Origin of the sequence: Oribacterium sp. NK2B42 (assembly GCF_000424445.1) — a bacterium.
Classification (GTDB): Bacteria; Bacillota; Clostridia; order Lachnospirales; family Lachnospiraceae; genus Oribacterium.
In genome coordinates this window covers 1-23,966 of the sequence record NZ_AUJX01000049.1, presented here as the reverse complement: position 1 = coordinate 23,966, position 23,966 = coordinate 1, and the positions used below count along the sequence as shown (strand labels likewise).

General features: G+C 44.0%; 25 protein-coding genes. 6 read left to right on the top strand and 19 right to left on the bottom strand.

Annotated elements, in window-relative coordinates; genetic code table 11:
• On the bottom strand, nt 1-184 hold a 184-nt coding region (gene tnpA, locus G625_RS0112080; RefSeq protein WP_029201325.1), incomplete at its 3' end, for an IS200/IS605 family transposase.
• A gap of 358 nt (nt 185-542) precedes the next feature.
• Between tnpA and G625_RS0112075 the strand changes: the two genes are divergently transcribed.
• Nucleotides 543-764, top strand: a complete 222-nt coding sequence (locus G625_RS0112075) for a hypothetical protein (protein WP_029201324.1) — start codon at nt 543-545, stop codon at nt 762-764.
• A gap of 72 nt (nt 765-836) precedes the next feature.
• Here the strand turns inward: G625_RS0112075 and G625_RS0112070 are convergent, their stop codons facing one another.
• The 9 genes from G625_RS0112070 to G625_RS0112030 all read right to left on the bottom strand — a co-directional run bounded on the left by G625_RS0112070 (nt 837) and on the right by G625_RS0112030 (nt 14,693).
• On the bottom strand, nt 837-2,489 hold the full coding sequence (locus G625_RS0112070) for an ABC transporter ATP-binding protein (RefSeq protein ID WP_029201323.1): 1,653 nt from the start codon (nt 2,487-2,489) through the stop codon (nt 837-839).
• Nucleotides 2,490-2,491: 2 nt separating this feature from the next.
• A complete protein-coding gene (locus G625_RS0112065) occupies nt 2,492-4,318 on the bottom strand; it encodes an ABC transporter permease (protein ID WP_029201322.1) in 1,827 nt (608 codons plus the stop codon).
• 335 nt (nt 4,319-4,653) lie between these two features.
• A complete protein-coding gene (locus tag G625_RS0112060) occupies nt 4,654-6,072 on the bottom strand; it encodes a hypothetical protein (RefSeq protein ID WP_029201321.1) in 1,419 nt (472 codons plus the stop codon).
• Between the two features lie 400 nt (nt 6,073-6,472).
• Nucleotides 6,473-7,228: a response regulator transcription factor gene (locus tag G625_RS0112055; RefSeq protein ID WP_029201320.1), complete on the bottom strand. Its 756-nt coding sequence runs from the start codon at nt 7,226-7,228 to the stop codon at nt 6,473-6,475.
• A 26-nt stretch (nt 7,229-7,254) separates the two neighbouring features.
• A complete protein-coding gene (locus G625_RS0112050; protein ID WP_029201319.1) occupies nt 7,255-9,078 on the bottom strand; it encodes a sensor histidine kinase in 1,824 nt (607 codons plus the stop codon).
• A 107-nt stretch (nt 9,079-9,185) separates the two neighbouring features.
• Nucleotides 9,186-10,241: an extracellular solute-binding protein gene (locus G625_RS0112045; RefSeq protein WP_029201318.1), complete on the bottom strand. Its 1,056-nt coding sequence runs from the start codon at nt 10,239-10,241 to the stop codon at nt 9,186-9,188.
• A gap of 94 nt (nt 10,242-10,335) precedes the next feature.
• Complete coding sequence (locus G625_RS21390) at nt 10,336-11,868, bottom strand: alpha/beta hydrolase (RefSeq protein WP_049895876.1); 1,533 nt, start codon at nt 11,866-11,868, stop codon at nt 10,336-10,338.
• Between the two features lie 265 nt (nt 11,869-12,133).
• Nucleotides 12,134-12,397, bottom strand: coding sequence for a 30S ribosomal protein S20 (gene rpsT / locus G625_RS0112035; protein WP_029201317.1), 264 nt, complete (start codon nt 12,395-12,397; stop codon nt 12,134-12,136).
• A gap of 205 nt (nt 12,398-12,602) precedes the next feature.
• Nucleotides 12,603-14,693 (bottom strand): FAD-binding protein, encoded by a 2,091-nt coding sequence (locus G625_RS0112030; protein ID WP_044932543.1) that lies wholly within the window; start codon nt 14,691-14,693, stop codon nt 12,603-12,605.
• A gap of 374 nt (nt 14,694-15,067) precedes the next feature.
• Here G625_RS0112030 and G625_RS21385 point away from each other — a divergent pair, with 374 nt between their 5' ends.
• Nucleotides 15,068-15,898, top strand: a complete 831-nt coding sequence (locus G625_RS21385; RefSeq protein ID WP_029201315.1) for a hypothetical protein — start codon at nt 15,068-15,070, stop codon at nt 15,896-15,898.
• A 1-nt stretch (nt 15,899) separates the two neighbouring features.
• A complete protein-coding gene (locus G625_RS0112020; RefSeq protein WP_044932541.1) occupies nt 15,900-16,415 on the top strand; it encodes a Crp/Fnr family transcriptional regulator in 516 nt (171 codons plus the stop codon).
• 132 nt (nt 16,416-16,547) lie between these two features.
• On the opposite strand, the gene G625_RS0112015 is transcribed toward G625_RS0112020, so the two are convergent.
• The 5 genes from G625_RS0112015 to G625_RS0111990 form a co-directional block, all read right to left on the bottom strand.
• Nucleotides 16,548-17,435: a DegV family protein gene (locus tag G625_RS0112015; RefSeq protein WP_029201313.1), complete on the bottom strand. Its 888-nt coding sequence runs from the start codon at nt 17,433-17,435 to the stop codon at nt 16,548-16,550.
• A gap of 204 nt (nt 17,436-17,639) precedes the next feature.
• On the bottom strand, nt 17,640-19,184 hold the full coding sequence (gene gpmI / locus G625_RS0112010; protein WP_029201312.1) for a 2,3-bisphosphoglycerate-independent phosphoglycerate mutase: 1,545 nt from the start codon (nt 19,182-19,184) through the stop codon (nt 17,640-17,642).
• 174 nt (nt 19,185-19,358) lie between these two features.
• Nucleotides 19,359-19,874, bottom strand: a complete 516-nt coding sequence (locus G625_RS0112000) for a cyclic nucleotide-binding domain-containing protein (protein ID WP_029201311.1) — start codon at nt 19,872-19,874, stop codon at nt 19,359-19,361.
• A 65-nt stretch (nt 19,875-19,939) separates the two neighbouring features.
• Nucleotides 19,940-20,257 carry a HigA family addiction module antitoxin gene (locus G625_RS0111995; RefSeq protein WP_044932539.1) on the bottom strand — a complete coding sequence of 106 codons (318 nt, stop codon included), beginning with the start codon at nt 20,255-20,257 and terminating at the stop codon, nt 19,940-19,942.
• An 11-nt stretch (nt 20,258-20,268) separates the two neighbouring features.
• Nucleotides 20,269-20,547 (bottom strand): type II toxin-antitoxin system RelE/ParE family toxin, encoded by a 279-nt coding sequence (locus G625_RS0111990; protein ID WP_029201309.1) that lies wholly within the window; start codon nt 20,545-20,547, stop codon nt 20,269-20,271.
• Between the two features lie 206 nt (nt 20,548-20,753).
• Between G625_RS0111990 and G625_RS0111985 the strand changes: the two genes are divergently transcribed.
• The gene (locus G625_RS0111985) at nt 20,754-21,767 is read left to right on the top strand and encodes a hypothetical protein (RefSeq protein WP_029201308.1); all 1,014 of its coding nucleotides are present in this window, start codon (nt 20,754-20,756) and stop codon (nt 21,765-21,767) included.
• Between the two features lie 35 nt (nt 21,768-21,802).
• Here the strand turns inward: G625_RS0111985 and G625_RS19715 are convergent, their stop codons facing one another.
• From G625_RS19715 to G625_RS0111970, 3 genes are read right to left on the bottom strand one after another with little or no spacing between them, the layout of a single operon-like run.
• A complete protein-coding gene (locus G625_RS19715; RefSeq protein WP_084152881.1) occupies nt 21,803-22,162 on the bottom strand; it encodes a tyrosine-type recombinase/integrase in 360 nt (119 codons plus the stop codon).
• Between the two features lie 30 nt (nt 22,163-22,192).
• A complete protein-coding gene (locus G625_RS0111975; RefSeq protein ID WP_029201307.1) occupies nt 22,193-22,525 on the bottom strand; it encodes a type II toxin-antitoxin system RelE/ParE family toxin in 333 nt (110 codons plus the stop codon).
• Nucleotides 22,518-22,775, bottom strand: a complete 258-nt coding sequence (locus G625_RS0111970; RefSeq protein ID WP_029201306.1) for a type II toxin-antitoxin system prevent-host-death family antitoxin — start codon at nt 22,773-22,775, stop codon at nt 22,518-22,520. The genes G625_RS0111975 and G625_RS0111970 overlap by 8 nt, the downstream gene beginning before the upstream one ends.
• A 207-nt stretch (nt 22,776-22,982) precedes the next feature.
• On the opposite strand from G625_RS0111970, the gene G625_RS0111965 reads away from it, so the two are divergent.
• A complete protein-coding gene (locus tag G625_RS0111965; protein WP_029201305.1) occupies nt 22,983-23,240 on the top strand; it encodes a type II toxin-antitoxin system RelB/DinJ family antitoxin in 258 nt (85 codons plus the stop codon).
• Nucleotides 23,233-23,496, top strand: a complete 264-nt coding sequence (locus G625_RS0111960) for a Txe/YoeB family addiction module toxin (RefSeq protein WP_029201304.1) — start codon at nt 23,233-23,235, stop codon at nt 23,494-23,496. The genes G625_RS0111965 and G625_RS0111960 overlap by 8 nt, the downstream gene beginning before the upstream one ends.
• A 277-nt stretch (nt 23,497-23,773) precedes the next feature.
• Here G625_RS0111960 and G625_RS0111955 read toward each other — a convergent pair.
• The coding region (locus G625_RS0111955) for an IS200/IS605 family transposase (RefSeq protein ID WP_029201303.1) at nt 23,774-23,966 on the bottom strand (193 nt) is incomplete at its 5' end.

Here is a 23,966-nt window from a genome sequence, read left to right as displayed (position 1 = left end):
GTACATGATCTGTCATTGTAGCCGCCTTAATTATTGTTACGCCTTCCATCTTGCACACTTTTCCTAATAGCTGTCCTACCTCCGCTTGTAGTTTTCCATACATTACTTTACGTCTGTATTTCGGAATGAACACGATATGATATGTGCAATTATACTTGCTATGTGATAAACTTTGATTGTCCATTGGACCTAATCCTCCGTTTCAATTAGTGTGGTTTGCTAGACCTGCACTTATTGTACATCGGAGGTTTTAGTTTATGTTACTCCGTTTATCGCTTCCGCTTTTATTGCTCCCCCAGCTCAGCTGGGGGATTAAGACTGTTTCATTCAAGACCCGGCTTTTGGCTTGATCCAAAAGAATATCGTAAGATATGTTCTGAAATCAATCAAATCTATTATGCGCAGTACTGCAAAAAACGTATTGCGGCGCATATATCGTTTGGCATTGATGGCAGACCATATACCTATTGGTTTGAGAATCACGGATTCAATGACTACAATATTTATCAAAGGGTATATGATGGTGATTAAGGAGGAAAAAAATGGAAGAATTTGCAATTCGTTTAAACAATGTAGAAGATTCTTATTACAGTTTTATAGTTGCAGTGCTGACATATGTTAAAAAGAAGGAATCACGTCTTAAAGCCGTAGAAGACTTCATGAATGAAAACCCAAACGCTTTAACATCAGATATACTTGAATTCATTTCTGATCAGGATGATTTCTATGAAGATGCTGCTCCTGCAAGATCAGAAGCAAGTTGACACCATTAATAGTTCCATTTAAGCAGCCTCGGGGGCAATCCCCGAGGCTGCTTCTTTACAAAAAATAATATATTATCCTTTTATCCTGAGACTTCCATTAGCGATGAGTCTTCCGGATCTTCTGTCGAAAAGAAGTATGTTCTTTCCTGTGATTTCGATTCTCTCCTTCTGGCCGATCTGGTAGATCATGCCGCCGAAGATAACACATGTGAGAAGGAAATCACCGATCTTAAGCTTGAGGGTAGATTCCATACCTGTGGGCATGGCACCGTAAACTGTAGCTTCGATGCTGCCATCCTCTTCGATGTCTATAGCTTCAGGTCTGATACCGATAACGTAATCTTCGTCTGTGATCACAGGCTCATCGAGAAGGCTGTCGTCCTGTTCTGTAACCTTCTGGACGTGATACTTGAAAACCTCATCCTTGTTGCTCTTTTCAACCGCACCCTTACGGCTCAGTCTCTCTCTTTCAAGCTCTTCCTTTTCACGGTCTGCCTGATCCCTCTTGCTTCTCCACTCGACGATATCCATCTTTTCTTCAGGAACAAATTCTGCCTTGATTCCGTCAAGGATACTAACCTCAAAGCTTCCGTCCGGCTTCTGATTACCCTTTGCATCCACAAAGTTCATGGAAGGATTACCTACGAAATCTGCTACAAAGAGATTGGCAGGCTTGTTGTAAACCTCAAGAGGTGCCGCATACTGCTGAAGAACACCATTGTTTACAAGACAGATTCTGGTAGCCAGAGTCATGGCCTCCATCTGATCATGGGTTACATATACGAAGGTGCTGCCGGTCTCTACATGAAGTCTCTGGAGCTCATATCTCATTTCGAGACGGAGCTTAGCATCAAGGTTTGAAAGAGGCTCATCCATGAAAAGCACCTGAGGTCTCGGAGCAAGAGTTCTTGCGATGGCAACTCTCTGCTGCTGACCACCGGAAAGCTCTGCAGGATATCTGTCCATGAACATACCGATCTTAACGATTCTTGAGCATGCTCTGACTCTGGAATCAATCTCTTCCTTGGTGAGCTTTCTCTTGGTCTCCAGAACCTTGCCGCCCTGGGTTATCTCAAATCTATCGTTAAGCTCTTTGCCTTCGCCGGCATATTTCTTCCTGATATCTTCGAGTTTTTTCTCATAATCCGCAAGCTTCCCCTGAGCTGCAGCATTAGGCTCATTCGCCTCATGGATCTTGAGATCAAACAGCTCTTTCGCAGTAAAGATGGAAAGTGAAAATGCATCAATAAGCTTAACCAGAGCCTTCTTCTCATCCAGCTTTCCGTTTTTGTCGAAGCATTCAGATACGATTTCCTTTACCTTGTTTCCGTTCTGAAGAGATCTGATCATATCTCCTGTCTGCTTTGCCTCAATGTCTACATCCGGCATCTCTTCGTTAATGTTCTTAAGTCCGAATGAGATATTCTCATAAACCGTCATGTTGGGCCACAGTGCATAGTTCTGGAACAGGAAACCAACCTTACGTTTATTTGGCGGTACATTGATACCGGCATCAGAATCAAATACAACTGTATCTCCGATGGTGATCCTTCCTTCAGTTGGTGTCTCAAGTCCGGCTATCATTCTAAGGATAGTGGTCTTTCCGCAACCTGAGGGTCCCAGAAGTGTTATGAATGAATTGTCAGGGATGTTCAGGCTTACATTATCTACACCGAAAAACTTTCCCCATCTCTTTGTGATATTTTCCAACTTAATCTCAGGCATGATTACTTTCCTCCGATTCCACTGTCAAGACTTGCTCCTGTCAGCTTATTTACCAATGTATTGAATACCAAAATCGTCACTATCAAAATAAGGTTGATGGCACTTGAAAATGCGTAAAGTCCCATTTCATCAAAGTAGTCAAGTGTTGTTGACAGGATGAAGCCCTGTGTACAAAGCAGCAGGAACAGTGACAATTCACGGAGACATGTCATAAACGGAAGCATGTATCCGCTGATGATTGATGATTTCTGGATAGGAATGATGATCCTCGTCATTCTCTTGATCCATGGTGTGTTCTGAATGATGGCCGCCTCTTCCAGCTCATTACTTATCTGAAGCATGGAGTTCAGCGAGCTTCTCGACGCGAACGGTATGTACTTAACAACACCTGCGATGATGAGCAGTGTGTAAGTATTGAACAGGTTGATGTGCTCGTTTGAGAACAGGATGAAGAATGCTGCACCAACTGCAATTGATGGCATGAGGTATGGCAGGAATGCTACATTGTTAACGTAGTTTGCCCACTTGCTTCTTCTGTTCTTGGCAACCGCATAACCTATAAGGGTTCCGATGGTACCTGCGATAAGGGCACATACCACTGCAAGGAACAGGGTTCCGAAGAATGCATGCCAGATTGTCTTATTGTATAGAATTCCGGACTGACCATACATTCCGTTCTCGGTAATGTTTTCATTTGTCATCCACCATTTGGTAGTGAGATGCGCCATATTTCCTGTATAGAGGAAACTGTAGTCTCCCGGGTTCGGAAGGAATGTCTCCAGAGCGAAGAGGATGATAGGCCAGATACTTGTGAAGAAAGTGATCAGAATGAAGATGATTCCCACAATGTATTTTCCGGCATTGCCGATTGAGATCTTCGTAAGCTGTCCTGACTTTCCTGTTACTGTTGTATAGTTCTTACGGCTCTTCAAACTCATCTGGTTCATACCCAGGATCAGTACGCCGAATACCATCATGATGATGGCAAGGATACTTGCTTCACCTGTGTACTTACTATTCAGTGAGATGTACTTTGTTGAAAGTGTTGTAAGGTTGAGGTAATGAGGAACAGGATAACTTCCCATGGCGCTTCCGAAAACCAGAAGGATGGTTGAAAGTATTGCCGGCTTGATCATTGGCAGCGTTACCTTGAACATGATCTTCCACTTCGGAGTATCAAGGATCGTAGCTGCTTCCTCAAGGTTTGCGTCCATGTTCTTGAAGATTCCGCCGATTAGAATGTAGGCAAATGGGGCATAATGAAGTCCCAGAACCATGGCACTGGGGAACACTCCCTGACACCACCAGTGTGGGAAATAGGTATGGAATATCGCGGCGATAAGTCCGTCTGATGTTCCTGTGATCTTGTTGCTGTAAAACATGTGCTGCCATACAACCGCCAGTGTCCACTGAGGCATGATGTATGGGAAGATGAAGATGGAACTCAGATACTTCTTGAACTTCATGTTTGTTCTTGTGACTAAGAATGCGAACAAACCTCCGAAAAGTATCGATATGAAACAGGTGCATACCGACAGGATCACGGTGTTTAAAAGCGGTAACCAGAGATTTGTCTTAGCCAGTCTGGAAGTGAACAGATCGATGTAGTTCACTATGGTGTATCCCGAAACTCTTCCGGTCAGATGCTGATCGATGGTACCGGGGTGTATCTTGAAGGTGTCCTCCACGATGGCAACTATGGGTGCCACTGTACTGAATGTAAGTACTATTCCGAATAAGAGCAATATTATATTCTGGGGCTGTGAGAACCATGTCTTCAGCGAATTCCTGAATATCGCTCCTTTATCAGGTTGAATGCTTTTTTCCATTGTCTTTCCCTCTCATTATTTCCTTCGTAACAGTTCAGACGGTGAACCATGGGGACGGAGTTAGTGGTCCATTTTTAGACAAAATGGGCCACTAACTCCGTCCCCATGGTCCACCGTCTAAACTTTTACTTTCTTTCGCCAGCCCATCTGAAATAATATCAGCGAGGGTCTGACACTTCATTTTTTTAACAGAAATCTGATTTTTCCCTTTAAAATAGGATGCCGCTTTTGGCAGCGACATCCTTGATTAAATTATCGCCCGGGAGCACCGGATCCGGGTCAGCCTGAGCTGACATAATTCATGTCCGGATACCTGTGCCTGCCCGCCAAGCGATTTACTGTCCCGGTGTATAACGATCAAGTACGTCGATCCAGCTTCCTACTGAGAATGATACCTCTGAGCAGTATGCAGGATCCTCAAGAACAAGCTCGCCCTGGCCTTCGCCTGTCCACCAGTCATAGCCACGGTCATTCTTTGCAGGGAACTCATCACCGCCGCCTGTTGAATGGTGATACTTCTCTTCAACTGCCTTTGATACTTCAGGGTTAGCTGAGTATCCGCCCATATCCTTGCCCCATGCATCGAAGCCTTCTTCTGTACATGTCATATAAGCGATAAATGCGCATGCTGTCCATGGAAGCGGGCTGTTCTTTGTAAGGAAGAGATAATGGCAGTAGCCGTATCCGCCGATACCTGTGTAACCGTCTTCATAAGCTGCAACCTTGATGTTGTTTACAGAAACTGTTGCAGACTCCTCAACTGAACGAAGCTTTGAATAAACCAGAAGACCTGACTGATCCTTAGCTGATGCATCAACAAGTGTGTTGCATATTGGTCCGTCATCTGTCTGCTCGTTGTAGTTGCCTACCCAGAGCTTGATCCATGCAAGTGCGTATGCACCGTTTGCGCCGAGACCGAGGTCAGCAGCATCTGCCTGAACAGACTGGATTGTCGGCTCGAAATATGCCTTCTTGGTATCATCAAGCTTGTCATAAGCTGCCTTAAGCCAGTCAGCATACTTGTCTTCTGTGAGCATCATAAGGAAGTTCTTTCCGACGATTTCAGAGTCAACACCCATGAATAACGGATGTGATCCCTCGTATACGAAATCCCAGCAGTTCTTGAACTCTGCAGATCCCGTGCAGTTGTACATGAATACCTTGTTAAGTGTCTGGAGCGGAAGGAATCCTGTGTAGTCATCAGGAGTTGTTCCGTTTGCCTTTGCCCAGTCAAGCGGAACGAAGGTCTTAAGGATATCTGTGTCTACCATCTTGGACTGGATCTGGTTACCGTCCTGGATAAGTGTCATTGCGAATGTTCCTTCACTCTTCAGTGAGTCGGAAGTGAGCTGCTCAAAGATCTTGTTGTTCTTTGGCTGCTGCCACTCGAACTCCATGTTGTAAGATGGATCGATAGTCTTTAAATACTCGATAAATACAGGAAGTGCTGACTTACCACGGCTGGAGTTTCCTACACCATAGAAGGTCTTTCCGTTTGACTCTTCGATAGCCTTCTTTGCCAGCTCTTCAAGAGACATTGTCTCAGCCTCTGCGATGATGGCATCGATGCCTGTAAGGTTCTCTGTCTTCTTCTCTTCTGTGCCACCTGCTGCAGGAGCCTGTGTCTCTGCGGCCGCCTTTGTCTCAGCCGGTGCCGCTGCAGTTGTAGCCTGTGTTGTTGATCCGCCGCCACAGCCTGCCAGTGTTGTAGCCAGTATGGATACTGTCAGAATTGTTGATAAAATCTTTCTCACTTTTTGCCTCCTTCAATTACGTTACGTGCATGATTCTTATGCTCTTTGCACATTTGCAACTCTATGTAACATATTATAGTTGTGCGAATCGCACATCAAAATATGTCTACTCTGATAAATCTTGTAAAAAAATGACATCATTTTCACAATGAAAATGATGTCATTTGTAAATTCATTATTACATTTTGCACAACCATCGCCTCCGGAACAATCAGGCAAACCTCACAATCCGCCATGGTACTCTATCCGGTTCGGTTACCAAGAAAAAAATCGCTCCATCCTGGGAAGTTCTCATGCTTGAGAAGCTTTCCGGGTGAAGCGATTGAATAGTCTGATTGTATCCACCGGGGACGGTTCTCGCCGGCGAGAACCGTCCCCGGTGGAAAAGTCACCCTGTTCCTCAGTCCATTCCATGCATCTGGTATTCCGAAGGAGTCTTTCCCACCAGCTTCTTGAAGGTATTGGAAAAATAGGCGATGTCCTGATATCCCACAAGATCCGCCACCTCATACACCTTGATCTTCACATCCTTAAGAAGCTCCATGGCCTTTTTGATGCGGTACTTTGTGAGATAGTTATTTATACTGCACTCGGTCTCCGCTTTGAACAGCCTGCTGATATGCCCGTCACTTACACTGATGCTTTCGGCAAGGGCTGCCAATGTAAACTCCGGATCATTATAATGCTTCTCTATATACTCTATGGCCTCAAGCACATATTTGTTGCCCACCTCAGACTTATCCTTAAGCCCCAGTATATCAGGTTCCTTTTCCTGTTCTTTCAAAGCCTCAAAATGAATAAGCCTCTGTATGGTGCCCTCCAGCTCCCCATCCTCAAAAGGCTTCAAAAGATAATCCGAAGCACCTACCCGGAGTGCCTTTCTTGCATATTCAAAGTCGCTGTAAGCAGTAAGGTAGATAAGCTTTATTTCAGGATAAAGCTCCATCAACTTTTCCCCCAGCTCCAGGCCGTCCATTTCCGGCATCCTGATGTCAGATATTACCAGCTCAGGTCTTACCTCCCCGGCTTTTTTAAGTGCTTCCGCACCATTTGCAGCCTCCGCCACAACCTCACATCCTATAAGCTCCCAATCGGTTTCCTGAATGATTCCCCGTCTCACAAAACGTTCATCATCTACTATCATTACTTTGATCATAAATCGCTCTTTCTGACTTTTCCTATTTAACCCTTATCTGTTTCCCCAAATTCCAGAGGAACCACCACTGTAATAAGCGTTCCCCCTTCTTCTCTCCTTGAAGCTCTGACTCCGTATTCCTTGCCATAATACATACGGAGGATGGTATTGACATTGTTTAATCCCAGATGACCCTTCAGAGTCTCCTCATCATCTGTTTCCAGAGCTTTAATGTATTCGTCGGAAATACCTTTGCCGTTATCCTCGATATTTATCCGCAGATTCTTATTCCCGGCCTTTTCGTCTGAAATCTCTCCTCCGGAAATTTCAGTATCAGTATTTACAATGTATGGATCATCCGGTAAAAGTCCGTTCCCGCCAGTCTCCTCTACGGAAGCATTAACCTGTACCCTTCCATCCTTAAGTCCTTCCATCCCGTGAATTATGGAATTTTCCACAAGCGGCTGAAGTATCAGCTTAGGGACAGTAGCATGAAGCAGCTCCTCACTGACCTCAACATCCAGAGTAAAACAGTCATCAAACCTTATTCTCTGAATATCGCAATATCTTTTCACCATTTCAAGCTCCTTCTCAAGGGAGGAGAACTGTTTCCCGGAGATACTGTACCTGAGGATCCCCGCAAGGGATGCGGCCAATGTTGCCACCTCCGACACCTGATTTGCCTTTGCCGCCCACTTTATGGTATCCAGAGTATTGTACAAAAAGTGCGGGTTCAGCTGTGCCTGCATCATGGCGATCCTGGTTTCAGTAACCTTCCGTTCGGCCCTGACCTCTTCCTCCATGGTTTCTTTAAGCTGACTTGTCATTTTATTGAAACCCACAGCAAGCTGCTGGAACTCATCCTCCCGGCTAAGCTCTATCTTCGTATCAAAGTCACCTTTCCTAAACCTCTTCATGGCACGGTAAAGCTCATTAATGGGTCTGGAGAAAAAGTCACTGAGTTTTGAGGCCGCGATAAAACACATGATCATGCCAAGCACCACAAGCAGCAAAAGTACCCGGTAGCCTGCTCTGACGGCACTTTCTTCAAGCACAGGGGGTGTTATATACAGGCACAGGAGCTCAGTGCCGGGAAGCTCACTGAGATAGACATTATCCCTGATATCAGAATTATAATCCATTGATGAGAGAAGGTTTTCCCTGACCTTGGAAAGAACCCGTCCATCCTCGGCCGTGCCCATGAGACATAAGGGTCTCAGATATCTGTTTGCAAGGATAAATCCGTCGCGGGCATTGATCCCGTCCCTGATCTGTTCCCTGATCTGTTCCTGTGAAAGCCTGATGACTATAAGGCAGGGCTCAGGAGCATCCGGTATCTGTTTAACCATGAGGAGTGCTGATCCCGCATCCTCTTCCCATGAGTTTAATGCATATACCGCCACTTCCTTTCCCGTCTCTGCTTCCTTCAGGATCCGGTAGTAATCGGAATCCGGCAGACCTCCCGTCACTGTTCCGGTGCTGTAACGGCATTTGTTTCCCCTGTAGAGCTCTATGACAGCAAAATTTCTTATGTCTTCAGTTCCCCGATAGAGCTCAGAATAAACGTCTATGGTGTTGCCGCTTCCGGTTCCGAGAGCCTCCTTTATCACCCGGCTCCGGCTAAGACTCTCCATGGCGAATCTTGAAAGCTCCAGCATCCTGCTTATCCTGCCTGAAACATATGTCTGCTGCTCAAGGTCACGATTTTCATAATCCATTCTAACTCTGGACTGGAAGGTCTGTATGGTAAGCACCCCTCCGGGAATCACAAGAAGCAGAAGCACAGAAAGAAAAGCGGCAAAAATCTGCCGCTTAAAAGACTGTTTTATAAATCCTAGTCCCATATAGCATCCTTCCTCTGTGATAATCATTTAAGACTTCCTATCTTTTAGTGCCCTTTTTGATCCGGACGATCGAAGGAAAGCTGATGGTGACACATTCTAAAGGTATTCCGTTTATCGAATATGCTTTTATCTCTTCACTCATCTTTATCCGATGCCCTAAGGGCTCTCCATGCGTCCATAGCGGTCGCTTCCTCCGAAGCCGATTTCTTGATATCAAAGTCCAAAAGCTTCACTTCTTCATAATCCTTATATAACTCCACGTCCGTTCTCACGGGTCTTCTGTGAAAATGCTCCATGGCATATCTCTGAGTATCATAATCCACAATAAAGTCCAGGAATTTCCCGGCATTGAAGCTATGGGGTGCATTCTTTACTATGGCGCAGGCATCCGGAAGGGCTGTTGTACCTTCGTCCGGATATATCATGGCTATATCATAGCCGTTTGCCATATATTTTCTTGCTGTTTCCTCCAATGTTATCCCCACCATGCATCTGCCTGACTCCACACTGGGTATCACAAGACCGGATGAATCAAGCACCTTACCGTCAAGCTGCTCATATAATTTGGAAACTATATCCTCAGGAGATTCATCAAAAAGCTGAGCCATAAGAGATACTATAGTGTAGCTTGTTCCGGAAACCTCCATATCTGCAAATGCTATCTGCCCTTTCCAGCGTTCCTGAAAAAGCTCCTTCCAGTTTCCGGGGGCATCTCTCTTTGCCACAAGCTTGGGATTGTAAATGAACACGATGGGCAGCTCCGTAAAGGGTGTCCATAAATCCTCCTGAGAGAGGTATTGGCTGTCAAGCATGTCTTTTTCAGTAACCCTGTAGGAAGTGAACAAGTCCTTTTTTGCCTCGTAGTATTCTGCTCCTCCACCAAACATTATGTCACAGTCACCGGCCTCACCGGACTCAATCCTGTCGAACATTTCCGAAGTTCCTCCGGCGACTATATTTACCCAGATTCCGGTAGCATTTTCAAATTCCGTGATCACAGGCATGTAAACCTCTTCCTTGTGAGAAGTGTAAACCGTAAGCTGCCTTTCCTCCGACACACTGTATTTCTGTGAAAGAGTCCTTATCTCTTTCTCCCTCTGACTGTTCCCGCAGCCCGACAGAAAAAACACTGTCAGAAAAAGGGCGGATATCAGCACCTGTTTTATCATCTTGTTTTGCGGCCTTTTCATCACATGTCTCTTTAAAAAACGGTTTCTGCGGCAATGCACCGCAGAAACCTGAATTAAACGGATTGTCAGCATTATATCCCATTATATCCATATCTCAGCCCAGGAGTCGTTTTATAAATTTCACTCTTTCCTCAACAGCTGCTCTCTGTATACTGCTTCCCTTTGCCATATCAAAAGCATGTACCGTGCCGCGGGTTTTGTTCAATGTCACGTCATTGCCCTCAGCCTTGAGCCTTTTTGCAAAATCCACACCCTCGTCATGCAGAGGATCAAATTCAGCAGTCTCCACATACATAGGGCAAAGACCCGAAAGGGACTCTGCTTCCGAAGGAGAGTAGTAGTACTTAAGTCCCTCCTCCCTGTCTGATTGAACTATCTTTCTATAGGCATTGATAGCCTCGCTGTTGATGATGGGAACATCTGAAAACTCATTCATGGACTCAGTCTTAAATCTCATGTCAAGGGAAGGGTAAAGGAGAAGGCTCCCCTTCGGCATGATAAGTCCCCTGTCCCTTGCAAGCAGGGTGATAGCCGCTGCAAGGTTCCCTCCTGCCGAATCCCCAATGACAAATATCTTCGCAGGGTCTATACCGTATTTGCCGGAATTGTTCTGGAGCTCTGTATAAACCTCAAATATTTCTTTTATCTGAACCGGAGGCTGACGATAGGGTGACAGATCATACATGGGCAGCATCACTTTGCAGCCCGTATTTCTTGCAAGCGTTTCCGCAAGCTGGTAATGGTAAGGAAGGGCAGGGAAAAGGAAGGCACCTCCATGCAGGAACAGTATTACAGGAGCATCCTTTTTATCCTTGACAGCAAAAGGTATATATGCAAGCGTCTCAAGCTGACCCTTCGACGCAGTGGGGGCAGGGATATTCAATCGGTCAAGACGCATGCCAAGCGGAGCTGTAACTTTCTTTGGAAGTCCTCCGTACATAAGCTCCACAAGCTTGACCTGGAACCTGGTCTTAGCTACGGGAATCTTGGAAAGCGATGCAAATTCAGGGCTTATTCCATAACTCTCCTTCTTTTCGCTGTCCTTACTGTCAAAATCAAGAACAACTGAAAAAAGGATACATTCCCTTAAGATGATCACCCTTACATCTTTGGTCAGAGCTGACAAAAGAGAAGCCGATAATGCCACCCAGTCTTCTTCATCTCCATCGATATACCTGTTAAAGGAAGCCAGATTATAACTGTCAAGAGTCCATAAAAATGCATCCTTTACATCATCACAGTCCAATTCTTGAAGTATTGCTTTATCTGCCCGGCGAACACCTATATCTTCCGCTACCTTTTCATTCATTTCCAGTGTTTCAAAGCTTGTTCCCAAGAGTACCTTTAACTTCTGTGATACTCCGGATATATTCTCAAAGGAAATATCTCTGATGGTTCCGGGAGAAAGCTCCATGGTAAGGGTGCACGAATGCTCATTTCCATCGATATTGAGACTTCCGTCATCTACATTTCCGGCTATTTTTGTTATTTCCAGCATTTCTTCCGCTACAAGATCCATATGCATTTTCTCACGTTTGCCAAGCCCCTTTTCCGTTGCATACTTTTCAGTGAAATCCCTTATATCCGCGAATGCTTCAGTTTCGTTTCCTTCTTTGATCACGATCATGGTTTCTGCCTCCGTTTGTGAACCTTAATTCTTTATTTATGTTCCATTTTAACAAAAAGCAATCACTTTTGATAGCCACTGATGTGCATTATTTCTTACATCGTGATTTTCAGCTTGGACAAAAACCGGTCAAAAAATGCACAAAAAAACCCGCGGTGGGTTAACCGCGGGTCTTCGTGAGTAACGTTACTTACAAAGTAATTTTTCAAGAACGACTTGAAAACAGAAATCCTGATCAAAGATTTCTGTGCGCCTTTCGCGCAGATTAGTTCATAGAATCTACAGCCTTGTAAAGCTTAGCAACCTTTCTTGAAGCGTTGTTTGACTTGTAGATGCCCTTGCTGTGAGCCATAGCAATCTTCTTCTGAGCCATCTTAAGAGCATCCTGAGCCTTAGCCTTATCACCGGCCTCAACTGCTGCGTATACTCTCTTGATGTATGTCTTAACTTCTGAACGGATAGCCTTGTTACGCTCATATCTTGTAGCTGCAACAAGAATTCTCTTCTTTGCTGACTTAATATTTGCCATTTGGAAATATCTCCTTTCACCTGATATCGATATCTTACATGTGCGTTTTTCAAGTACCGGACACGGACAGTTTGAAAACACGCTCAACTATCATATATAAAAGCCCCATTTGTGTCAAGAGCTAAAAAAATGATTTTTTGAGAAAATGAAGGAGCGAAAATGAAGGAGGGCTGTTCGCCCTCCTTCTCTAATATATGGAATGGAATTACTCTTCAATTCCTGCCATTTCCTTAATGGACTTAATAGCAAATGTAAGTGTACGTCCGCAAGCGATACCTGCCATGAGACATGGATAGTTGTTTGCGAAGAATGAACCCGACATATCGCCGCCGATGTAGAGACCCGGAATTACATTGTTCTCATCATCAAGAGCCTGTGTCTTATCGTTGATAGAGATACCCTGCTCTGTTGTAAGGAGAGATGCACCGAGCCAGCAGCCATAGAACGGAGCTGTTCTGAGCTCAGAGAGACGAACCTTCATCTTACCGAAATCCTCATCCTCCTGCTTGTCATAGAGCTCATTGTAACGCTCAACTGTTGCTAGGAAGTTAGCCTTGTCCTCATCCTTGAAACCAAGCTTGTCAGCAAGCTCCTCGATTGTGTCAGCCTTGAAGATCAGACCTTCGCCTTCTTCGCCGTACTGCTCAAGCTGCTTGTCTACATAACCCGGGATGTTTCTTGACTGTGCCGAACATCCTATAGTATGGAATCTCTTGATATCCTCCATGTAGTTAGCATCCATGATCTGGGCATATACATGACCCGGCTGATGAGCTGCCGCATAAACGATATCGTTGTACGGGCTTGACTCATTAGCGAAACGCTGACCATGACGGTTAACCTTAAGGAATGGCTGTGTGCCGGGGTTATACTGTCTTACAGTTCCCGGGAATGCCTTTCCGCCGAAGGAAGACTCGCTCTCAACATAGCCGGAATCAACGCCCGGAGCTACGAGACCACGGTCAAAGAGCATGGGAGCTGACTCAGCATCAAGATGAGCACCTGCCCAAACTGCCGCACGGATTCCGTAACCCTTGTCAGCAGGGCTGAAGGAACATGCTGTTGTAACAGAAGTTCCAAGGGGATCAAGCTGCTCCATCATATACGGGTTGCCGGGATATCCGCCGCAGGCAAGGAGAACTCCGTTCTTTGCATTGTAACGGATAAGATCGCCTGAATCTACGTTCTGTGCGATAACACCTGTTACTCTTCCTGTATCATCCTTCTCAAGCTTGACGAGGGCAGTCTTGAAGTCTACATCATAACCTGCCTTCTGGATGACCTCGAGGAATACCTCGTTTCTCTGCATTCCGTACTCAGACTCGGAAGCTCTGTAGTTGTGCTCCTGCTCAGGGAATACGAAGGTTGTATTCTCATCGCTGTCCGGCCAACGGGCTTCTTCACCTGATGTGAATTCGCACTTCCAGTTGTAGGGCTCATTCTCAAGGATGCCTGATACGAAATCATGCATTGCAGCTGACTCATCAAGCCATAGCTTAACTACTCTCTGGTCGCACTTTCCTGATGCATAACGGCTGATCTCGGAAAGGAGTTTCTTCTTGTCTACATGTGAACCGGCTGCGATAGCTGCGGAACTGTTGATAGCTCCGTACCAGTGACGTGTATCCTGAACTACTGCATTCTGCTCGATAACGCGGAAGTTAAGTCCCTTGGAAGCTGCATAGGCTGCTGCCATCATACCTGCATTACCGGCACCTACGATAAGGATATCTGTATCGATAGTCTCCTTTACGTCAGCATCATCAACTATAGGCTCCTCACCAAGCCAGTCCTCATCAGAACCTGTAGGGATGAGATCTCCTGTGGCTGCAACTGCCTCGCCCTTTGCCTGTGCGATACAGTTAGCGGCTGCCTTCTTTACAGCATCGGATGTTATGGTTGCACCTGATACAGCATCAAACTCAGCTGCCTGAGCATCCATAAGAGCCTTCTCAAGATCAGGAACAGCTGCGCCGCCGATTGAAGGTGTCTCACCGTCTGCATTGATCTTTACTTCCGTGATGGATGACTCATCAAAAGTCATAGTAACCGTAACCTTCGAGCTGATTCCGTCTGCACCTGCTGTATAAGTACCCGGTGTATAGATAGCTCCACCTGCGGGAGCCGCAGCGGCTGTTGTAGCAGCCTCAGTTGCAGCAGCAGTTGTAGCGGCAGCAGTTGTCGCTTCCGGTGTTCCTCCGCCGCTTGTACAAGCTGTAAGGGAACCAAGACCTGCGATCACTGCAGTTGCACCCATTCCCTTGATGAAATCTCGCCTGGTTAACTTTTCTGACATAATAGATCCTCCTAGATTTAGATGATAGCCTTTGACTATTCTTATACAGCTAAAACATAAATATGCGATTTTGACGGGCTTTCCTGTCCATGGGGATGGTACAGTGAACCTGAATGCATCGATATCCATGATTTTAGCATATATCACATATAGTTATACTTTCATTATTATATCGAATTACCGGGGATTTTAATACTTTTATATTACAGTTTTATCTTTTTTTTAGATTGTTCCAATATATTGCAGATTTTAAGCCGATATAACATGTAGCGATTTATTAAGTAACGAATGTTTATCCGTAATAGACTAAACATTTTTATCAACGGATCTTTATCGTAGTAATCTAATGCTTAAATTCAGGTTTGGGGGATGAAATGCATAAAAGAGTTATAGGATTATTCGCAGCATTTATTTTGATAATGTCTTCCTTTTCGGCTTATGCCCTTGAGTGGCATCAGGATGCCCTTGGCTGGAAGCTTTGGGATAAGAAAAAGAAACCCCTGACCAGTGAATGGTACTATGACAGCGGATATCAGTATTATTTAAAAGATGATGGCTACAGGGCTGCAGGATGGACACTTATAGATAGCAACTGGTACTATTTCGATCAGAAAGGTCATCTGGCAACCGATAAATGGATAGATGACAAGTACGTGGATTACAGCGGTAAGATGCTGACAGCCACTTGGACACTGGACGGCTACTATGTTGGCGCCGACGGCAAATGGATAGAAAACTATCAGGGCAGCTCCTACACCCCGACTCAGCCCATTGAGATCCAGTACATGAAGGCTCACATGACCAAGGACGGAGGCATTTCTCCAAACATCTACTTCATAAACTCCTCCGGAAAAATCATCAATAGTATAGTTTTCACCGTGACCCCTTATGATGCAAGGCACAATGTTACCACCTGTAAAATAACCGGAAACTCCACCGTGGACCGGACTGCGACAGGTCCCTTCTATCCGGACGACCCCTACTCTCTCGGAAAATACATCCTGGGAGAGGACGGTAATGTTCACAAAACCTCATCAGTCACTGTCAGCGATAATGCAAAAACCTTCAACAATTTCGTGCTGCTGGATCACCTCTGGCTAAGCAAGACGGTTTCCACCTACGCCATAGTAGGCATAAAGCTGCAGTACGCTGACGGAACCGAGGAAACCGTAAATCCAAATTCTGTAATAAAAAATGGAGTCTGATATGGAAAAGGACATGAAACCCGGCAGGATGATAAGATTCCAGGCCGGAGACATTATATTTAATGAAAAAGAATTGCATCCCTATATGTACAAGGTACTTAAGGGTAGCGTGGCCTTGTACGTCAATTATGAGAAGGAGCACGAAAATGTTTTGGGAATTCTTGAAGAAAACAGATTTTTCGGAGAGATCTCAATGCTTACGGGAAGACCGCAGGTTTATACGGCGGTAGCATTGAATGACGTTCTTCTTATGAGAGTGAACGAGGAACAGCTTGAATCCTTCCTCAGCGAAAACCGGGGCAACACCCTGGGCATCCTGAAGAGCATGGCAAGGATCATAGTCACCCAGAACCTGAACATTTCCATGCTCATGGAGGATATCAACGAAATACTGAAGGATCTTCCCGATGAAAAAACCATGGATCCAAAGGTTGTCATGAGGCTGAAGCAGTACCAACTCAGGTACGTAGAGAAAACCTACAACCCGGAGGAATCCTTTTTCTCGGCAAATATATAAGTCGTGCATAAGAAAGATGGAGCCGGAGGGCATACATTAATAGCCGAAGCGACCCGGCTATAAATGTATGCCCTCCGGCTCCATACCGCTCATGTTGCTGTACTGTGCCGAATACTTCCGTCTGTTATGGTATCACCTAAGCTCTTTCGGTCTTTCTATGACCGCTCCGCCAAGTCCGTTCTGGCCTATGTGGCAGCTGATAAGAAGTGACAGAGGTTCTACAATAATCTCCGGATTCAGTCTGTCCGGGAATTCTGCCTTCAGCTCCTCTGCAAATGCTTCTGCCTGCTCAGGGTTGTCTGTATAGGCAACACAAACGTAGCAGTTGTTCATATCCTTATCCTTGAGACGGCCCTCAAGCTCATTTTTAAGTCCCTTGATGATGGCTTCCCTGACCAGCTTGGTGGTTCTCACCTTGGTGAAGGAATCAAGCTTTCCGCCGTTTGTGATCCCCAATACAGGCTTTATATGAAGAAGGGTTCCGATGGCAGCCGCCACAGGAGTGATACGTCCGCCCTTCTTAAGATATTTGAGAGTATCAACTCCTATATAGATCTGATTACTTGAAGATTCACGGTTGATAATGTCACAGATCTGCTGTCCGTCATAACCCTTTGCGGCAAGCTCAGTCGCAAATATGCAATACTGTCTCTGGGTGACGGAAACCCCCTTGTCGTCAGGAACAAATACCTTCCCCTCGTACTTGTCTTCGTGGCTAAGCATCATTGCTGTCTGGGTTGAACCCGAAAGTCCTGAAGTAAGCGGAATATGCACTACCTGATCGCAGGTTTCAAGAAGCTCATCCCAAACCTTCATTACTTCGTCCATGCTTGGCTGTGATGTTGATATATCGCAGTCATTCTGAAGCTTTTCAAAAAATACTTCTCTTGTAATGTTTATGTCTTCGAAAAATTCCTGATCATCTATACGGAATGGCATGGGAACAACACGAACTCCGAGCCGTCTGCTTTCTTCCTGCGTGATGCCGCTTCCGGAATCTGTAGAAACTCCAATTCTCATTAATAACACCTCTATCTAAACATCAATAAATCTCAGCGTATCAGGCAGGGAAATGCTCAGCCCGATTTGCATCAGAAGTCACATATCATATCGCGAAAAAAAGATAGTACAATCGCGCCGAGCCATTGTACTATCTTTTTTAAAAACTGTCAAAGACTTTGCTATATGACGGGATTTAAAGGCCTAAACATTAGCCCTGTCACATCACTTTACGATAAGTGACTTACCTGACATCTCTTCCGGCTGAGGGATCTCCATCATCTCAAGGAGAGTAGGAGCAAGGTCGCAAAGTGCGCCGCCCTCGCGAAGCTTCCAGGTCGGATCAGCATTAACAAGGATGAATGGAACAGGATTTGTTGTGTGAGCTGTCCATGGCTCGCCTGTCTCGTAGTTGATCATCATGTCAGCATTACCATGATCTGCACAGATGACCATCTGACCGTTTGCATCCTTAATTGCATCTACTACCTTACCTACAGCCTCATCAACAACCTCGATGGCCTTGACTGCCGCAGGGATAACACCTGTATGTCCCACCATGTCAGGGTTAGCAAAGTTAGCGATGATCATATCGTACTTGCCTGATCTGATAGCGTCGCAAAGCTTGTCGCATACCTCAGGGCATGACATCTGAGGCTTGAGGTCATAGGTAGGAACATCCTTTGGTGAAGGAACCAGTATACGATCCTCGCCTTCGTTAGGCTCCTCAACACCGCCATTGAAGAAGAAGGTTACGTGGGCATACTTCTCGGTCTCCGCAATACGAAGCTGCTTAAGTCCGAGGGATGAAGCGTACTCTCCGAGAGTCTTTGCGATGGACTGCTTCGGGAATGCTATCTCCTTGTTAGGAATTGTCGGGTCATAATCTGTGAAGCATACGAACTTTGTATCCAGGCGCTTGCCTCTTGCAAAGAAATCAAAATCCGTATCGCAGAAGCAGTGTGTCATTTCGCGGGCACGATCCGGACGGAAGTTGTAGAAGATGCAGGAATCGCCGTCTGTGATTACGTGAACAGGCTTTCCATCCTTCTCGATAACGCAGGGAACAACGAACTCATCAAGAACCTTTGCTTCGTAGGACTTGTCGATAGCTTCTGTGACTGATGCTGCCTTATCGCCTACGCCCTTTGTCATTGCATCGTATGCCTTCTCAACACGGTCATAGTTCTTGTCACGGTCCATAGCATAGTAACGACCGGAAATCATAGCGATCTCGCCGACACCAAGCTCTGCCATCTTGTCCTCAACCTGCTGAAGGAAACTCTTTCCTGAATCTGGCGGTGTGTCACGACCGTCAAGGAAAGCATAGAGATAAACCTTCTTTAAGCCGTTTCTTTTTGCAAGCTCCAGGATCCCGAAGATGTGCTCGATGTGTGAGTGAACGCCGCCGTCGGAAACAAGTCCGAACATGTTGAGAGCGGAATCGTTCTTCTTGCAATTCTCGATTGCATTCATAAGTGCGGGATTTGTGAAGAAATCACCGTCATTGATGGACTTTGTTATACGTGTAAGATCCTGATATATGATGCGTCCTGCACCCATATTCATATGTCCTACCTCTGAGTTTCCCATCTGTCCGTCAGGAAGACCTACGAAAAGTCCTGATGCCTGTCCTTCAACGAATGGGCACTCTGCCATAAGTTTATCCATAACCGGAGTCTGGGCCATGGCGATGGCATTACCCTCCGGATTTTTATTGATGCCATAACCATCAAGGATCAGAAGTACTACTGGTTTCTTATCTGTCATGATAACCTTACCTCTTTTTTATTAGATTTTTTTGTAGTTTATACCAAATAAAAGTTAGCGTCAATGACTCCGACGCTAACTTTGTTAAAAAATATACAATTTGTTTATATATCCGCTATAAAAAATGATTCTTCCGTCCCCGGTGGTAATACCGGTGGAATTCTGTCTCATTGCTTATACTTCCGCAGAAAAGAACGAATCTTCCGGGTTGTAGGTTTTTTCTACATATTTCAGCTGGTATTGTTTCAGTCTCGTCACAACCTTCGGGTCCAGAGCATTATCATCCGGCAGATCCTTAAGTATCTCATTCAGATCCTCCATGAGCATGGAAATGTCCAGACTCTGGGTGACTATGATCTTTGCCATGCTTTTCATAATTCCCAGGGTGTTGCCACGGTTCTCGCTGAGGAAGGACTCCAGCTGCTCCTCGCTTACCCTCATGAGAAGAACGTCGTTTAATGCAACCGCCGTATAAACCTGCGGCCGCCCCGTAAGCATCGAAATCTCTCCGAAGAATCTGTTTTCCTCGAGGATTCCCAAAACATTCTCATGTTCTTTCTCGTGATTTACGTACAGGGCCACACTGCCTTTCAGCACCTTGTACATGTATGGATGAATTTCCTTTTCCTTAAATATAATGTCTCCGGCAAGGTACCTTTTCATTCCGCCGGGTTTTACATCGCAAGACATATTAATCTCCTATGGTTTCTGATCATATTTTATATGCTTCTGATAATGCATAATGTAAAATCGCATTACATTTGCAAAGATACCGGTTCTTCATCATCAATTCCGGGGAATGGAATCACGTTATCAGGTGAATGCTGCTCGGCTTCCCACAATGTGAGTTTTTGCTGCATGTTAAGCCAGCTTTCCGGAGATGTATTTGTAGCTATGCCTATTCTGATTGCCATCTCTGGGCTTAGTGCTGTTTTCTCATTTACTAATTCTGATAGTGTCTTTCTGGTAACTCCAAGCATCTTAGCTGCGCTTGTAATAGACAGATTTAATGGTTTTATCACATCTTCCAAAAGTATTGTTCCCGGATGGGTTGGTCTCCTCTTCATTTCCATTTCCTCCTTCCCTAGTGGTAATCTAAATAATCTACAAGATATGCATCATTACCTTCGAAATAAAAGGTAATTCTCCAGTTACCATTCACTGTCACAGACCACATATCCTGTTTATCACCTTTTAATGAATGAAGTCTATATCCCGGCAAGTTCATATCTTGCGCGGAAGTACTTGCATCAAGCCTATCAAGCATTCTTCCCAGTTTTTGGGCATGTTCAGCCTGTATTCCTTTTTTGGAACCTGTTTCGTAAAACTCTTTGAGTCCCTTATGTGCAAACGATTTAATCATGATTTTAGTGTAACCTGTTACGTTTCAAGTGTCAACAAGGTGTAAGAGTACCATTTCAAAGACATTTCCGTACACTCAGAGTGATAGGGTTTGATTTTGTAGTTTTTGTAGAAATGTTAATTTATTTTCTCTCACTATACATGGAATCAGACGCATGATACTATGCAATTGTCCGGACGAGATAACAAAAACGAGGAGTGATAAAAATGAAAAGCAAAAAGAATCGGATATTCATGGTGGATGGCATTCCCTATCGCTTCAACAACAGTGCATTTAAATCCTGCATGGTTAACTATGGAAAAATAAATAATATCACTAAGGATAAGACCATGGATGAGCTTTCCGGAAAACTCGGAGTGACAAAGGATGCCGTAAACAATTGGCAGTATGCCTTGTATCAAGGATCAAAACTTGTTTTTAATACAGACAATACATTAACTTATGGAGAGAATAAGGGAACTTGGGATTTGGAAGGAGATTTATTATCATTAAGGTATGACACACAAAATGGAACACTGGAAAGAGATTTTGATGTTATCCATGAAGATAATACTGCATTGAAAGCTCATAAAACAGGAAAGGCCGATGGAAAAACAACTACATTTTCTGGTACTACGATTTTTTATTCTGAAGATGTAATAGATGATGTGAAAAAAGCAATTACAAAAACAATCGGTGAGTCTGTATCTACAGATATTATAGAATTCACACTGAATAAAGCGGTTTTAGGGTATAGCGCGATTAGCCCGCAAACAAGTACTGACGGTAAACGTACAACAGTAAACCCAGATACAGCACTTCTCCCGCCTGATGGGAATGGAGGAAATACATTCTTTACTTCTAGCAAGGGAAGAGTACTTGCTTGTTTGGATTTCACAATCAAGAACACAGACAGAAACACATTAAATACAGATAAAAACATTTATTCATTTAGTGTTAATCAAGATGACAATTATGCACTTGTAAGAGGCTATGATTTAAATAACAAGGACGGACAGTATGATCTTACGTTGCAATGGTCTCCAATTGCGGTTAATGGCGGCGAATTTACGACAAATGACACAACAAATAAACTATTAGATGCAAATTCATCATATGAAATAAAGGTGGTTGGTGTTGTCGGCTTTGAACCAGAGAATTTAACAGATCCATTTGAATTGGTAGTTCAGCTTAAGAACTCAAATGATGAAACAGAGTCTTTTTTATACAGAGTAGAGTAGAAATAAAAAGGCAGAGGATCCAAATCCTCTGCCTTTTATAATAACTGTGCGTTGTTCTGTATTGCCTGCTCTATCCGCTGTGGTTCGATACCGATATATCGCTGAGTGATTGCGGCGGAGCTGTGTTGCAGCAGCCGCTGTACTAGCGTAATGTCGTAACCGTTCTGAGTATAAATCTCCGTTGCATACCACTTGCGGAAACTGTGAGTTCCGATGCCTTCGTATCCAAGAGCATCACAGACAATCGAAAGCTGTTTCTGAACTGCCCTTTCTGAAATTGGAAAGAGCAGTTCATTTTTATTTATGCCATTCCGCAGACAATAATTCTCAATATACTGCTGAATCACAAGAGGAACCGTAAACTCTCTCTGCTTACTTGTCTTCTGCTCTATCATACAGAGCCTGGATAGCTATTATTGAATCAACTACAAATAGTCATCTCTATTCTGAAGATTATGAAGGATACGACGAACCTCCATGATTCTTTTATTTTCCTCAACATCCGGGATGACCACATAATAAATAGTATAGTTTTTAACATAAATTCGATAATAGGGATAAAGATGTTCTCTTATCGAATGATAAGGTTCAAATGATTCTGCATCTGGAATTCTTTTTAAAATCACAGCCTCCACGGCATCCAAAAGATCATTTGCAGCGGTTTTGTTTTGAAGAACATCTGAAATGTACCGAACGTGATCTTCCAGATCATTAAAGAACATTGGAAGATAGCTTAGGGAGTATGTAATCTCACCCATTTATTTGTCTCCTTAATCTCCCAAACACTTCATCATGAGTTAATCTCTCAGGATTTGTGGCTGCATACTCATCAGCTTCTGACAAAGCTTGTTCAACATTTTTTGTCAACTTTGAATATGTCTCAATGCTCATAACCACCATAGAACCATAGCCGTTCTTGGTTAAAAAAACAGGTTCGCCATCTTTTACGACATTCTCTATATCTGTGAATTTATTTCTAAGATCAGAAACAGGTCTTATATTAACCATACATTCCTCCTGAAATTGTAACTTTAGATTATCATAAGTTTATCATAATTATGATAATGCATCAATCAGGAAAACATTTTCAGCCAATAGGCCAATCTATGTTTTCCATATTTTTTCAAGAACGCTAATTTGTATTCCTTTATTCATACAATGTATTGATAATGTACTATTATAATGTTATAATCAATCAAAAGGAGGATTATTAAAATGGCACAAGCAACATTAAGTATTCGAGTAGATAGCGAAGACAAAAAGAAATTTGAAAATTTTTGTTCCGAAACAGGAATGAATGTTTCTGTTGCGGTAAATATGTTCATGAAAAAGGTAATCAGAGAACAGAGAATACCCTTTGAAATAACCGCAGATCCTTTTTATAGCGATTCAAATATGGAACGTTTACGCAGAAATGCTGAAGAAATGAACAGAACCGGTGGAACTGTCCATGAGGTGAACTTAGATGAATAAATCATGGACCGATGATGCATGGGAGGATTTTGAATATTGGACGGAACAAGATAAAAAAACTTTACGTCAAATAAAAAAGCTCCTGAAAGATATTGATAGAAACGGCTATAAAGGTTTAGGTCATCCGGAACCTCTAACAGGAGATTTGGCCGGATATTGGAGCCGTCATATTGATGAGAAAAACCGAATAGTATATAAAATCGAGGATAATACTGTAAAAATAATACAGTGTGGTTCTCATTACAGAGATAAGTAAAAAGAGCAGCCGGCGTAGTAAAAAGGTTGGCTGCTCTTTTGATAAATTCAGAATGTCAAATTGTATCATATTTGCATAGATAACGGTTTTTCACTCAAAAGTACCATTTAAAAGCCGTTTCCCGGACAATCACAACCACCCGTCAAACGGGTGGTTTGCTCTGAGGCTATAAGCCTCTGATTACTCAGCCGGCGTCTCAAGGCGCTGGCTTTCACTTTGCTCAAGCCACTATGCGTTTGACTCGTCGCTACCGCTAAAGCGGTGTTTGTACTACCAGCTACCCTTTAAAGGGGTCTTCGTATTCCTTAACACTTAGCTTATCCATTGCTATATCGTGTTTCTCTTGATCTTGGATATATTTTTTGATTGTTGCTTCGTTAAGTCCTACTGTTGACACATAGTAACCTTCTGACCAAAAGTGTCTGTTTCCAAATTTATATTTCAGATTTGCGTGTTTATCAAACATCATC